Genomic DNA, 13,516 nt, shown 5'->3' with positions numbered 1-13,516 from the left:
CCCCAATATTATCGGGGCAAAACAGAAGACCCCATTAAATACTCGTCTACTGAATGGGCGCATTGACGACCTTCCCGAATTGCCCAAACCACCAAAGACTGTCCACGACGCATATCACCCGCTGCAAATACCTTGGGGACGTTCGTTTGGTAGGCATTTTGACCATCTTCAGTTGCTTTCGCATTGCCGCGAGCGTCTTTCTCAACGCCAAAGGCATTCAATACCTGCTGGACTGGAGACACAAAGCCCATAGCCAAAAGCACTAAATCTGCCTTAATCTCAAATTCAGAGTTTGGCACTTCTGCCATCTTGCCGTCTTTCCACTCCAGACGTACGCCAATTAATTTCTCAACTTTGCCGTTTTTACCCTCAAAACGCTTAGTTCCAACTGACCAGTCGCGATCACAACCCTCTTCATGAGAGGATGAAGTGCGCAATTTCGTTGGCCAATACGGCCAAACTAATGGCTTGTTCTCTACTTCAGGGGGCTGTGGCAGTAATTCAAACTGAGTAATCTTTGTTGCGCCGTGACGATTTGAAGTGCCAACGCAATCCGAACCTGTATCACCACCACCGATAACAACTACATGCTTATCTGTTGCGCGAATTTCATTTTTAAAGTCACCTGCATTTTCTTTATTCTGAGGAATTAAGAATTCCAATGCATAGTGCACGCCAGCTAACTCACGACCTGGTACTGGCAAATCACGTGGCTGTTCTGCGCCGCCAGTGATTACTACCGCGTCAAAATCTTTCATTAACTGCTCAGGAGAAACCGTCTTAGTGGAGTAATTTTTTACTTCAGGACCAATCGCTTCTTTACCAACAAATACGCCAGTCTCAAATTTGACGCCTTCAGCTTGCATCTGCTCTACGCGACGATCAATCAGCCACTTTTCCATTTTGAAATCAGGAATGCCGTAACGCAGTAAGCCGCCAACACGATCATTCTTTTCGAAGACAGTCACATCATGACCAACGCGCGCCAATTGCTGAGCAGCCGCCATACCTGCTGGGCCACCGCCGACCACTGCAACTTTTTTACCTGTCTTAGTTTTAGAAGGTTGTGGTTTAACCCAACCACTTTCCCAACCCTTATCAATAATGGCATGCTCGATAGATTTGATGCCCACTGCAGTGCTGTTAATCCCTAGAGTACAAGCAGCCTCGCAAGGCGCTGGGCAGATACGGCCAGTAAATTCTGGGAAGTTATTGGTAGATTGCAAAACATCTAATGCATTCTTCCAATCATTCTGAAATACCAAGTCATTAAAATCGGGAATGATGTTGTTGACAGGGCATCCGTTATTGCAAAACGGAATACCACAATCCATGCAACGCGCACCCTGAACCTTGGCTTCTTCGTCAGTTAAAGCAGCAACAAATTCTTTGTAATGATGGAGGCGCTTAACCGGCACTTCATACGTTTCATCAACGCGCTCAAACTCCATAAATCCAGTGACCTTACCCATATCTAATCCTTAGTATCTTTTCTTAATGTCTATCTGTTTGATTAAGTTATTTAAGCTGCAACGGTTTTGTTTTGAGCTTTTTCCCACAATTCACCAAGAGCGCGCTTGTACTCAGTTGGGAGCACCTTCACAAAACGTCCGCGGGCATTTTCCCAATCAGCCAAAATTGCTTTAGCGCGCTCAGAGCCAGTGTGGCGGAAGTGTCGCTCGATCAAGCTCTTCAAAATTTGCTCGTCAGTTAAGCGCTCGCCGCCATCTTTTACATCAATAGGGGCATGCCATTGGGCCTGAGGCATCTTGGCAACTTGCTCAGCAGTAGGCAATACTTTTTCCAAAGTCGCCATGCTGGTGTTGCAACGCTTATCGAATAATCCATCTTCATCGTAAACGTAAGCAATACCACCGCTCATACCTGCAGCAAAGTTACGACCTGTTGCACCCAACACAACCACTGTGCCACCGGTCATGTATTCGCAACCGTGATCGCCAGTACCTTCAACAACAGTAGTGGCTCCAGAGTTACGAACTGCAAAACGCTCGCCTGCTACACCATTAAAGAATGCTTCGCCAGCAATTGCGCCATAAAGAACGGTATTACCAACAATGATGTTCTGGGCGGTATCGCCACGGAACTCATGAGGAGCACGAACAATGACACGACCTCCTGATAAGCCTTTACCAACATAGTCATTGCCATCACCAACCAAATCCAAAGTGATACCACGCGCCAAGAAGGCTGCAAAGCTTTGGCCAGCAGTACCATTCAACTGAATGTGAATTGTGTCGTCAGGCAAACCTGCATGACCATAGCGCTGCGCAACTTCGCCCGAAAGCATTGCACCAACAGTACGGTTTACGTTCTTCACTGGAACAATGAAGGAAACTTTTTCGCCACGCTCTATTGCAGGCTCACTCTTCTCGATCAAAATATTGTCCAGCGCGCTAGCCAAGCCATGATCTTGTGTCAGCACTTGATAGCGTGGAACTTCAGGGGCAACTTGCGGCTCAGCAAAAATCTTACTGAAATCTAAGCCGTGCACTTTCCAGTTTTCAATTCCCTTACGGGTATCTAACAAATCAACGCGACCAATTAGGTCATCAAACTTGCGAATGCCTAATTGAGCCATGATTTCGCGAGCCTCTTCAGCGATAAAGAAGAAGAAGTTCACCACATGCTCAGGCTTGCCTGAGAATTTCTTACGCAGTTCTGGATCTTGGGTAGCAACACCTACTGGACAAGTATTCAAATGACACTTACGCATCATGATGCAACCCTCAACCACCAATGGAGCCGTTGCAAATCCAAACTCATCTGCGCCCAATAAAGCACCGATCACTACGTCGCGGCCGGTTTTCATTTGACCATCAGCCTGAACACGAATTCGGCTACGCAAGCCATTCAGAACTAGTGTTTGCTGTGTTTCAGCCAAACCGAGTTCCCACGGGGAGCCAGCGTGTTTGATAGAAGACAATGGAGATGCGCCAGTTCCGCCGTCATGACCAGCGATCACAACGTGATCTGCTTTTGCCTTCGCAACACCAGCAGCAACTGTTCCAACACCAACCTCAGATACCAACTTTACAGAAACATCAGCTTTTGGATTGACGTTCTTTAGGTCATGAATCAATTGAGCGATATCTTCAATCGAATAAATATCGTGGTGCGGAGGAGGAGAGATCAAACCTACGCCTGGCACCGAGAAACGCAACTTGCCAATGTAGTCGGAAACCTTGCCGCCTGGTAATTGACCGCCCTCACCAGGCTTGGCACCTTGTGCCATCTTGATCTGAATCTGATCTGCAGATCGCAAGTACTCAGTAGTTACGCCAAAACGGCCAGAAGCAACCTGCTTAATCTTCGAGCGCAATGAATCACCATCTAGTAATGGGATATTGGCTTCAACGACATCACTACCCAAGATGCTGGCTAATGTCTCACCCTTTTTAATTGGAATGCCTTTGAGTTCATTCACATAACGATTTGGATCTTCACCACCTTCGCCAGTATTTGACTTACCACCAATACGGTTCATAGCAATTGCCAAAGTAGCATGTGCTTCAGTAGAGATTGAACCTAAAGACATCGCGCCCGTTGCAAATCGTTTAACAATTTCTTTTGCAGACTCAACCTCATCCAAAGGAATGGCTTTTGCTGGATCGATCTTGAATTCAAACAAACCGCGCAAAGTCATCTGGCGCTTAGTTTGATCGTTAATAATGTTGGCGTACTCTTTATAAGTCTGGTAGCCCTTCTCGGCACCAATCCGTGTGGAGTGCTGTAACTTCGCTATCGTGTCAGGAGTCCACATATGGTTCTCGCCACGAATACGGAAAGCATACTCACCACCAGCATCGAGCATATTCGTTAAGACTGGGTCGTTACCAAATGCAGATGTATGCATACGCAAGGCTTCTTCAGCCACTTCAAATACACCAATGCCACCAACATTTGATGGAGTACCTTTGAAGTATTGATCAATGATGTCGCTATTTAAACCAATTGCTTCAAAAATCTGCGAGCCGGTGTAAGACATGTAAGTAGAGATGCCCATTTTGGACATGACTTTTTGCAGACCCTTACCAATTGCTTTCACAAAGTTCTTTACTGCTTTCTCAGCAGATAAATCACCAGACAAGCCCTTAGCCATTTCTGCCAAGGTTTCCATTGCGAGGTATGGATGCACGGCTTCGGCACCATAGCCCGCAAGAAGTGCAAAGTGATGCGTCTCACGCGCGCTACCAGTTTCAACCACTAATCCAACGCTGGTACGTAAACCTTTTTGCACCAAATGCTGATGAATAGCAGAAGTTGCCAACAATGCAGGAATGGCCACATGCGCCTCATCAACCTGACGATCGCTCACGATCAAAATGTTGTAACCAGAACGCACAGCATCAGCTGCTTCGGCACACAAAGAAGCCAAGCGAGCTTCAATACCTGCTTTACCCCATGAAGCTGGATAGCAAATATCCAACTCATATGAGCGGAACTTACCGTTGGTGTAATGACCTATATGACGAATCTTAGTGATGTCATCAAAATCCAAAATTGGTTGGCTTACTTCCAAGCGCATTGGTGGATTGATATTGTTGGTATCCAATAAATTCGGCTTAGGCCCAATGAATGAAACCAAAGACATCACCATATTCTCGCGAATTGGATCAATCGGAGGATTGGTCACTTGCGCGAATAATTGTTTGAAGTAGTTGTAGAGCGGTTTGTTCTTATTAGAGAGAACGGCTAATGGACTGTCATTACCCATTGAACCAATAGCCTCTTCACCATTCATGGCCATCGGCGCCATGAGGAACTTAATGTCTTCCTGGGTGTAACCAAATGCCTGTTGGCGATCTAATAATTTAGCCGCCGGACGGATAGTCATTTTCTCGTCTATCAAGTCGGCCTTGCTGGCATCAACCTCATCTAGCTTCACACGAACTGCATCGATCCAACTCTTGTATGGCTTAGCTTTAGATACCGCATTCTTTAGCTCTACGTCATCAATAATGCGACCTTGCTCCATATCAATCATGAACATCTTGCCTGGTTGCAAGCGCCACTTTTGAACAATTTTGCTCTCTGGAATTGGCAATACGCCAGCCTCAGAGCCCATGATGACAAGGTCATCATCGGTAACGTAATAACGCGCTGGACGCAAACCATTGCGATCCAAAGTTGCGCCAATTTGACGACCATCGGTAAATGCCATTGCTGCAGGGCCATCCCATGGTTCCATCATTGCTGCATGGTATTCATAGAAAGCGCGGCGATTGTCATCCATCAATGCATGCTGTTCCCATGCTTCAGGAATCATCATCATCATGGCTTGAGCTAATGGATAGCCAGACATCACCAGCAACTCCAAGCAGTTATCAAAACACGCAGTGTCTGACTGACCTGGGTAAATTAATGGCCAGAGTTTTTGTAAATCATCACCGAGCACTGGTGAGCTAATCGCGCCTTCACGTGCATTCACCCAATTGACGTTACCTTTGACGGTGTTGATCTCACCGTTGTGCGCAATCATGCGATAAGGATGCGCCAATTCCCAGGCTGGGAAGGTATTAGTAGAGAATCGTTGGTGCACCAAAGCAAGTGCTGACACAGTGCGCTTATCTTGCAAGTCTTGGTAATAAGCACCCACTTGATTTGCCAACAGCAAACCCTTGTAAACAATGGTTCTAGCAGACATTGAAGCAACGAAATATTCTTTACCATGCTTAAGATGTAAATCTTGAATTGCATGGCTAGCCGTTTTGCGGATCACATACAACTTGCGCTCAAGCGCGTCGGTTGTCATGATGTCACGACCACGACCAATAAAAATTTGACGAATGAATGGCTCAGTCATTTGTACAGTTGGAGACATCGGCAATTTCACATCTACCGGAACATCTCTCCAGCCTAAAACAACTTGGCCTTCCAAGCGCACAGTGCGCTCTAATTCTTGTTCACATGCCAAACGGGAAGCATGCTCTTTTGGCAAGAAAATCATGCCAACGCCATACTCACCTAAAGGTGGCAAAGTCACACCTTGTTTAGCCATTTCTTCGCGGTACAAAGTATCTGGGATCTGAATCAAGATTCCGGCACCGTCACCCATCAATGGATCGGCACCAACCGCTCCCCGGTGATCTAGGTTCTCAAGAATCTGTAAACCCTGAGAAACGATCTCATGAGATTTCTTACCTTTGATGTGTGCAACGAATCCTACGCCGCAAGCGTCATGCTCATTACTTGGGTCGTATAAACCTTGAGCGATTGGGCGAAGATCTGAATTTAATTTTGTAGTCATAGTGTTTCCGAGGGGCAACAAAGGCCTGATTACTTTTGGAGGATCAAATATAGGTGAATACCCACACCGATGCAATAGAAATAAAATGAGTCTGTCCCATTTATTTAGATCTCGCACCAATATGAATTCTACATATGGGGACAGAGTCGTAATATTCAAGACCCCAATTTGAATATAGGGTGCAATTTTTCTATCTAAGTTATTGAATTTACTGTATTTATTTTTCTAGGGCGTCCACGATGTCTAATCAGCGCTGTCTCTGGCGCCTCTTTAAAGAGTTTTTTTGCATAAATATCGCTCACCCAAGGTTTTGATCGAATGAGCGATTCTGTAATTTGGCGGTCTTCCCAATGGGGTGCGCCCTCTTTTACAAAGTTAGACCAGTTTATCTGTCGCTCAAAAGGGGTGTTACCCAACTTCCAAAAGTGCTGGTGATCTACTAACCAAGGCTCGGCGTTGCCGCCGATATGCGTTGCAAAACTAGTCCATGCAGAACTTTGGGGATTAGATTCATATCCAGCTCTTACTGGGTTCAGTTCTATGTAACGCTGGCAGCGCAAAAAATAATCCGGATCAATTAGAGAGGAGCGATACCTTCCCTCCCAAATGGTCCCCGATCGATGGTGTTGCTGATTGAAATATTGCGCATAACGACGTCCGAGAGACTGCATGGTCTTTGCAAGCGAATCTTCTTTTTGGGGTGTCATTAATAAATGTACATGATTGGGCATTAAGGCAAAAGCGTGCACTGCGCAGGCAAACTGTCTGGCAGCTTCACGTAACCACTCCAAATAGATGCGGCGATCTGCATCAGCAAAGAAAAGCGTTTCGCGATTATTGCCGCGGACCATCACATGCATTGCTTGGCCTGGTATTACTGTGCGCGCTTGCCGTGCCATGTTGAAAACGAACTATTGCAGTTCGCGCGCACCACCATTATTTGAGAATTCTGGAATAAACCAGTCGCCATCGACTTGCGTTACGCCGCTTGGCACTTCGCGTGAGATCTGAGGGCTATCTTTAAGTGCGGTCGCCATATAAGAAATCCACATTGGTAACGCAAGTCCGCCACCAGTCTCTCGATCGCCCAAACTCGCTGGCTTATCAAAACCAATCCATGCAATCGCAACTACTTTAGGGTTATAGCCAGCAAACCAGGCATCGTGCGAATCATTCGTTGTGCCTGTTTTACCTGCAATGTCGCTACGTCCTAACTTACCACGCGCTGAGGCTGCAGTACCCGTCTTGGTAACTTCTTGTAGCATGCTGTCCATCACAAATGCAGTGCGAGCATCCAATACACGAGGTGCATCTTCGCCTGCATGCGAAGGCTTCGCTTCGAAGATGACGGTGCCTTTAGAGTCCACCATCTTGTCAATTAAGAATGGATCTACACGATAACCGCCATTGGCAAACACACTATAAGCAGAGGCCATCTGTAACGGCGTTACTGAACCCGCACCTAACGCCATTGTTAAGTAGGGGGGATGCTTTTCTGGTTCAAAGCCGAAACGCTGAATATATTCCTGGGCATAAGAAGGGCCGATGGCACGAATGATACGAACCGAAACTAAGTTCTTAGATTTTGCTAAAGCATTACGTAAGCGCATCATCCCATCATATTTGCCGTCGTAGTTTTTTGGCTCCCAAGCCTGACTGCCTGTTTCCATGCTCCCAATTGATAAAGGTGCGTCATTCACCATAGTGCTAGGGGTAAAACCTTTTTCAATGGCTGCCGCATAGATGAATGGCTTAAACGAGGAGCCCGGTTGACGCAAAGCTTGCGTCACATGATTAAATTGATTACGACGGAAATCGAAGCCACCCACTAGAGAGAGTATTGCCCCAGTCTCTGCGTTCATAGACACAAAAGCTGCCTCAACTTGCGGCAGTTGGGCTAACTTCCAGAGACCCCCATCCGACAGAAGGCGTACTACAGCGCCAGGACGTAAACGTTTTTTAGGTTGAGTGCTGTCGGTAATAGATGCAGCCGCTAATTTCATGCCTTCACCTTTAATGGTAATGGTATCTCCTGTGGCAATCATGACCTGCATTTCTTTTGGCTTAACATCAAGCACAACACCAGATTGCAAATCATCCAACTGTGGGTATGCTAGCAATGCTTCGTCAATCGCGCGTTGACGCTTCACAGCATCTTCTGGAAGATTAATGAAACCTTCAGGTCCACGATAGGCATGTCGCAAGTCGTATTCAAAAATTCCGCGGCGAACGGCTTTATAGGCCGCATCTTGATCGGCCTTCAAGATAGTGGTGTAAACGTCGATTCCTTGTGAATAAATCGCCTCACCATATTGAGTGAATAACAATTGGCGAACCATTTCAGCCGGGAAATCAGCTCGAACTGCAAATTCATTGCCTAGGCCGCGAATATGCAGCTCTTCAATCATCGCTTTTTGGTATTCCTCTGGCGTGATGTACCCCAGATCGCGCATGCGCTGAAGAATGTACTCTTGACGAATCTTGGCACGACGGAAATTACTAACAGGGTTATATGCTGAAGGCGCTTTTGGCAAACCGGCCAACATGGCTGACTCTGCAATAGTGATGTCTTTTAGCTCTTTGCCAAAATAAATCTGTGCCGCACTCGAGAAACCATAAGCCCGCTGCCCCAAGAAAATCTGGTTCATATAGATTTCCAGAATTTTATCTTTGGTTAATTGAGATTCAATTTCCCAAGCGAGTAGTACTTCGTATATTTTGCGACTAAAGGTTTTTTCATTACTGAGAAAGAAATTACGTGCCACTTGCATGGTGATGGTTGAAGCACCCTGCGAAAGATGGCCGCGCAAATTAGTTGCAGCTGCCCGCAAAATTCCGACGTAATCGACACCGCCGTGAGAGTAGAAGCGATCATCTTCAATTGCTAAAACCGCATTACGCATACTTTGGGGAATTTCATTTAATGGGATGACCTTGCGTCGCTCCTCACCAAACTCACCAATTAAGACCTTATCCGCCGTATAAATACGCAGAGGAGTTTTAGGGTTGTAATCCGTTAAGACCGAGATCTTGGGTAGATTGGGCTTAGCCACCAAAAAGGCATAACCCATTAAGAGCGTAATTACTAAAGCAAAAACCACGCCAATGATCAGCAAGGCCTTCATAAGCGGGTTACTTGAATTTTTGCGTGGCAAACCAGGCTGCCCTCGTGTCTGCCGAGGACGTCTATCGGATGGGCGAATGGGACGCTGATTCAGCGGCGGCTTGTCTTTTGGAGGTAAGGCCATATGTCCAAATTATAGGGTGCTTAGCCAATTTCCCTAAAAGCTCCAAAACCCTTGTTTTGCTCGCAGTAATAGTCTGATTTCTGACATAAGGCTCAAGCCAGACCGATAGATTTACAGCCCTTAAAACAGAAGAATGTGGGCATGCCAGCTCGCCATATTTCTAGCCAATCCTTTGATGATATTTTGAGTGATCTGGGTGATGATCCCGCCATCCCAGATCCCCATGGAATACGTAAACCCCCTCCCCAGCAAAGCACCCCACCTAGGCACTCAAGCCAAGGCAAAGGCAACTCCCTTACTGAGCCCATCAGCAGTGTTGTTATTAAACATTTACTCCAAAAATTGGGAAGCCCCGCCATTCTCATTGGGGTCTTTATAGCGTTAGCTGCTGTCTTTTTTGCTGCTTATAACTCGCTCAATAGCCAATCTCAAAGTGCTCTTGAGGGAATTCAAAAGCAGTTGTCTGATCTAAAAAAGGATATGGCGTTAATGCGCGATGAAATTCATCAAGATCAAGATGATCTATATCTTGCAATAGATGAAATAGAAGTGAGTATTCACTCTTTAAAAGATAAAAAGTCTGAAGTCAGAGTTTTCAACAGGCCGCCTATATCCACTCATGAGTCAGAGCTTCGCCGCTGGCGCTACCTTGGTGCCTCCCAAATGGGCACTTCGCATCAAGCCTACTTTCATACGGGGAAAAGCCATCATAGCTTTGAAAAAGGGTCACAGGTTTTGGGAGATTGGCGCCTGAGCAATATCGAAAAAGAACTTGTAACTCTCAACAATTCCCAAGGTAAATCTTTAGTTCTAAGGGCCTTGAAAAGCGAATGAAGATCGGTCCAGATTGCATCAAGAAATACTTAAAACATATCACCTCTTGGTTAGCCCTACTGCTACTGTTATCAACCAATGTAACAGCCGGGCATCAGCCCTCACAAAATCATTTTCTGAGCCCAATCAGCCTGCAATTTACCGATATTGAAATAACAGAGCTTTTACAAACAATGGCCAAATTGGGAAACACCAATTTTTTATTAAGTGAGGCCATTAAGGGAACCGTTTCGATAGACCTCAGAAATACTCCCTGGCAAACAGCACTCCACTCGATTTTGGCCAGCCGAGGATTGCGACTTTTGCGCAATGGCGAAATCTACTGGATTGGGCCCCATGCAGAAATACAAGCCTTTCAGAAATTTCGTCGTGAGGATGCCGCCCTGCCCTTCGGAGGAGACCATATCAATAGTCCCAGGCAAATCCTCATTGAAGCTCGAATAGTCGAAGCAGATGAACGCTTTGCTCGAGAGTTAGGCGTTAAGCTTGGCTACCAAGCCAATGGCATTGGAGGCAACGTAGATCAAAAGCTGCTTGGCAATATCGACTTGGGAGGCGCCGGATTAGGTGGTTTTAACCCAGCCACGATGGCCGCTACCTTGGTCTCTAAAAATGCCAGTCGCATTCTTCAGGCAGAACTTTCTGCGCTTGAATCAGAAGGTCAGGGAAAGATTCTTTCCAACCCCCGCATCATGACCGGCGACCAAGTAAAGGCCACTATTGAGCAAGGCACAGAACTCCCATACCAAACGTCTAGTCAAAATGGCAGTAAATTGCAATTCAGAAAGGCTAATTTACGCTTAGAGGTACTTCCAAAAATCCATCCAGATGGAAAAATTTCAATGCTGGTTGGCATTAACAAAGACACTGTAGGCATGAAAACGGAGCAAGGCTATGCGATTGATACCAAAAGCCTGAGCTCAGAGGTGACTGTAGAAAACGGAGGAACGGCCATCATTGGTGGCATTTTTCAAACCACTGAAAGGGAGGATGAAGTCAAAATCCCTTTATTAGGAGATATACCCTTCATTGGTCATTTTTTTCGCCATAAATCCAAATTGCAAGATAAAACAGAGCTACTTGTCTTTTTAACTCCGACCGTTCTCGACAAACCCTAATAAAATCGAAGGGTGAACTCTTCGACAAACAATATCTTTCTGATCGGCCTCATGGGCGCCGGGAAGTCGACCGTCGGGAAAGTCTTAGCAAAAAAATTAGGGCGTCGCTTTTTGGATGCCGACCATGTAATTGAAGAGCGTTGTGGCGTAAAAATTCCCGTCATCTTTGAAATGGAAGGTGAAGATGGATTTCGCAAAAGAGAGGCACAAGCTATACGCGAAATTACTGCTGAGCAAGACATTATTTTGGCGACTGGCGGAGGTGCAATACTGTTGCCAGAAAATCGTCAGGCATTAAGTGAGCATGGCATTGTCATTTATCTTCATGCAAACCCAATGGAGCTTTGGCATCGCACCAAAGGTGGCGAGGGAAGACCTCTACTTAAAAACGGTGATGCCAAAAAAATCCTAGAGAATTTATATGCGATCCGCGATCCGCTCTACCGCGAAATTGCCGACCATGTGATTGAGACTGGAAAGCCCAGCGTTAATCAACTAGTCAACACCTTAATCATGCAGCTTGAACTTTCTGCTTAAATACATTGGCACTATGATGAAAACACTTGAAGTTAATCTTGGCAATCGCAGTTACCCAATTTATATTGGTACAGATTTGATTGATCAAGCAAGCTTATTTAGCGCTTGTGAAAAAGCGACCTCTATCTATATTGTTAGTAACACTACGGTTGCTCCGCTTTATGCTGAACGCCTCAGCAAAACACTCAGCACCTTTGGTAAACCAGTTAGGACAATTGTTCTGCCTGATGGTGAGTCATATAAGGACTGGAAAAATCTCCAACTGATTTTTGATGACCTTTTAAAGTTTGGAGCTGATCGCCAAACCATGTTAGTTGCCTTGGGTGGCGGCGTCATAGGCGATATGACTGGGTTTGCTGCAGCCAGCTTTATGCGCGGCATTCGCTTTATCCAAGTACCCACTACCCTACTTGCACAAGTAGACTCTTCCGTTGGCGGCAAAACTGGCATCAATCACCCGCTTGGTAAAAATATGATTGGCGCCTTTCATCAGCCTGTTGCAGTCATTGCTGACCTGAACACTCTAAAGACCCTTCCGCCAAGAGAACTTTCTGCGGGTCTTGCAGAAGTGGTCAAACATGGCGCTATTGCCGATGCCCAATTCTTGGATTGGATCGAAGCAAATTCAAAAACATTATTGACTTGTGACACTGAAGCCATGGGGCACGCAGTTTTGCGTTCATGCGAAATTAAATCTGCAGTGGTATCTGCCGATGAAAGAGAAGGCGGCATTCGGGCAACCCTGAACTTTGGACACACCTTTGGTCATGCGATTGAAGCGGGTATGGGTTATGGCGAGTGGCTGCATGGAGAAGCTGTTGGTTGCGGTATGGTGCTCGGGGCAGACTTATCGCGTCGCCTCAATTACATCAGCGAAGCAGACGTTCAGCGGCTCACCAAAATCATTCAATCCATGAATTTACCCATTACACCGCCAAAATTTGGCGCAGAGCGTTATATGGAGCTCATGCAAGTCGATAAAAAAACCGAGGGCGGGCAGATCCGTTACGTTGTTTTAGAAAAAATTGGTAAAGCCCAGATTAAAAGCGTAGATGACGCCCAGGTGATTGAAACATTAAGTGCAACTGGTGCCGCTTAAATTAAGCCAATCTTGACGGCTTGACCTGCCTGAGCGCTCGCAAACTCGGTCAGATCGCTCAACAGCTCTTTTCCTGTTTTGGTGTCGAGCCATAATGGCTTTGCCATAGTGCCAGCCCAGCGATAGTGATATCCACCAGATTTGGCGGCAACCCAAATCTCATGCAAGGGTGGCTGAGTATTGACCACAATGACACTTTTATCCTTAAAGCGAATATTGATGACATTGCCGCCCTGACGCTCAACGTCCAAATCGAGGTCCAAGGCATCATCGGCAGCCTCTAATGCCACCTCTATAGATTGCAATAAATTACTTCCCAGTTGATAAAACTGCTTGTCATCAATGGCTTCTATGTCTGAATTATTTGGATTCATACCGGAGTCCTGCATGCTATATTCAATCATTCGTTTTA

General features: G+C 46.0%; 9 protein-coding genes. 4 read left to right on the top strand and 5 right to left on the bottom strand.

Annotated features, from left to right (window positions below):
* Positions 1-8: 8 nt before the first annotated feature.
* The 4 genes from ICN33_RS04800 to ICN33_RS04785 form a co-directional block, all read right to left on the bottom strand.
* Positions 9-1,472 (bottom strand): glutamate synthase subunit beta, encoded by a 1,464-nt coding sequence (locus tag ICN33_RS04800; protein WP_216194963.1) that lies wholly within the window; start codon positions 1,470-1,472, stop codon positions 9-11.
* Positions 1,473-1,522: 50 nt separating this feature from the next.
* Positions 1,523-6,268, bottom strand: a complete 4,746-nt coding sequence (locus ICN33_RS04795; RefSeq protein ID WP_216194961.1) for a glutamate synthase-related protein — start codon at positions 6,266-6,268, stop codon at positions 1,523-1,525.
* Between the two features lie 194 nt (positions 6,269-6,462).
* The gene (locus ICN33_RS04790; protein ID WP_216194959.1) at positions 6,463-7,167 is read right to left on the bottom strand and encodes a transposase; all 705 of its coding nucleotides are present in this window, start codon (positions 7,165-7,167) and stop codon (positions 6,463-6,465) included.
* 12 nt (positions 7,168-7,179) lie between these two features.
* Positions 7,180-9,516: a penicillin-binding protein 1A gene (locus ICN33_RS04785; protein ID WP_216194957.1), complete on the bottom strand. Its 2,337-nt coding sequence runs from the start codon at positions 9,514-9,516 to the stop codon at positions 7,180-7,182.
* A gap of 141 nt (positions 9,517-9,657) precedes the next feature.
* On the opposite strand from ICN33_RS04785, the gene ICN33_RS04780 reads away from it, so the two are divergent.
* From ICN33_RS04780 to aroB, 4 genes are read left to right on the top strand one after another with little or no spacing between them, the layout of a single operon-like run.
* Positions 9,658-10,350, top strand: a complete 693-nt coding sequence (locus ICN33_RS04780) for a hypothetical protein (protein WP_216194956.1) — start codon at positions 9,658-9,660, stop codon at positions 10,348-10,350.
* On the top strand, positions 10,347-11,468 hold the full coding sequence (locus ICN33_RS04775; protein WP_216194954.1) for a secretin and TonB N-terminal domain-containing protein: 1,122 nt from the start codon (positions 10,347-10,349) through the stop codon (positions 11,466-11,468). The genes ICN33_RS04780 and ICN33_RS04775 overlap by 4 nt, the downstream gene beginning before the upstream one ends.
* A gap of 12 nt (positions 11,469-11,480) precedes the next feature.
* Complete coding sequence (locus tag ICN33_RS04770) at positions 11,481-12,005, top strand: shikimate kinase (protein ID WP_216194951.1); 525 nt, start codon at positions 11,481-11,483, stop codon at positions 12,003-12,005.
* A gap of 16 nt (positions 12,006-12,021) precedes the next feature.
* The gene (aroB, locus tag ICN33_RS04765) at positions 12,022-13,104 is read left to right on the top strand and encodes a 3-dehydroquinate synthase (protein ID WP_255530821.1); all 1,083 of its coding nucleotides are present in this window, start codon (positions 12,022-12,024) and stop codon (positions 13,102-13,104) included.
* Here aroB and cyaY read toward each other — a convergent pair.
* A complete protein-coding gene (cyaY, locus tag ICN33_RS04760; RefSeq protein ID WP_216194948.1) occupies positions 13,101-13,478 on the bottom strand; it encodes an iron donor protein CyaY in 378 nt (125 codons plus the stop codon). The two genes, aroB and cyaY, sit on opposite strands and share 4 nt — an antisense overlap.
* Between the last annotated feature and the right edge of the window lie 38 nt (positions 13,479-13,516).

The sequence above is a fragment of the Polynucleobacter sp. UB-Tiil-W10 genome (assembly GCF_018881605.1).
In the GTDB taxonomy this organism is placed as follows: Bacteria; Pseudomonadota; Gammaproteobacteria; order Burkholderiales; family Burkholderiaceae; genus Polynucleobacter.
This window is presented reverse-complemented; position numbering and strand designations above follow the sequence as displayed.

What these genes read in the sequence shown, in the direction of transcription:
- ICN33_RS04800 (WP_216194963.1), bottom strand. Translation starts at nt 1,472, where the DNA reads ATGGGTAAGGTCACTGGATTTATGGAGTTTGAGCGCGTTGATGAAACG.
- ICN33_RS04795 (WP_216194961.1), bottom strand. Translation starts at nt 6,268, where the DNA reads ATGACTACAAAATTAAATTCAGATCTTCGCCCAATCGCTCAAGGTTTA.
- ICN33_RS04790 (WP_216194959.1), bottom strand. Translation starts at nt 7,167, where the DNA reads ATGGCACGGCAAGCGCGCACAGTAATACCAGGCCAAGCAATGCATGTG.
- ICN33_RS04785 (WP_216194957.1), bottom strand. Translation starts at nt 9,516, where the DNA reads ATGGCCTTACCTCCAAAAGACAAGCCGCCGCTGAATCAGCGTCCCATT.
- ICN33_RS04780 (WP_216194956.1), top strand. Translation starts at nt 9,658, where the DNA reads ATGCCAGCTCGCCATATTTCTAGCCAATCCTTTGATGATATTTTGAGT.
- ICN33_RS04775 (WP_216194954.1), top strand. Translation starts at nt 10,347, where the DNA reads ATGAAGATCGGTCCAGATTGCATCAAGAAATACTTAAAACATATCACC.
- aroB (WP_255530821.1), top strand. Translation starts at nt 12,022, where the DNA reads ATGAAAACACTTGAAGTTAATCTTGGCAATCGCAGTTACCCAATTTAT.
- cyaY (WP_216194948.1), bottom strand. Translation starts at nt 13,478, where the DNA reads ATGAATCCAAATAATTCAGACATAGAAGCCATTGATGACAAGCAGTTT.